1 protein-coding gene is annotated in these 255 nt (G+C 67.5%); it reads left to right on the top strand.

All coding sequences use genetic code 11. The features are described 5' to 3' along the window. The coding region (locus ACZ2XM_RS15600) for an arsenic resistance protein (RefSeq protein WP_490619030.1) at positions 1 to 255 on the top strand (255 nt) is incomplete at both ends.

Genomic DNA, 255 nt, shown 5'->3' with positions numbered 1-255 from the left:
GGAGCCGGCTGACGGGCGGCGATCCGCTGTTCACGTTGTCGCAGGTCGCGCTGAACGACAGCATCATGGTGATCGCGTTCGCGCCGCTGGTCGGCCTGCTGCTGGGGATGTCGGCCATCACGGTGCCGTGGGCGACGCTGCTCACGTCGGTCGTGCTCTACATCGTCATGCCGGTGATCCTCGCGCAGATGCTGCGCAAGCGGTTGCTCGCGAATGGCCCGGCTGCGTTCGATGCCGCGATGACGAGGATCGGCC

Source organism: Psychrobacter sp. CoH-33_TS_01, from assembly GCF_058189395.1.
Note: the sequence above shows the minus strand (reverse complement) of the source record. Positions and strands in the feature narration are given on the sequence as shown.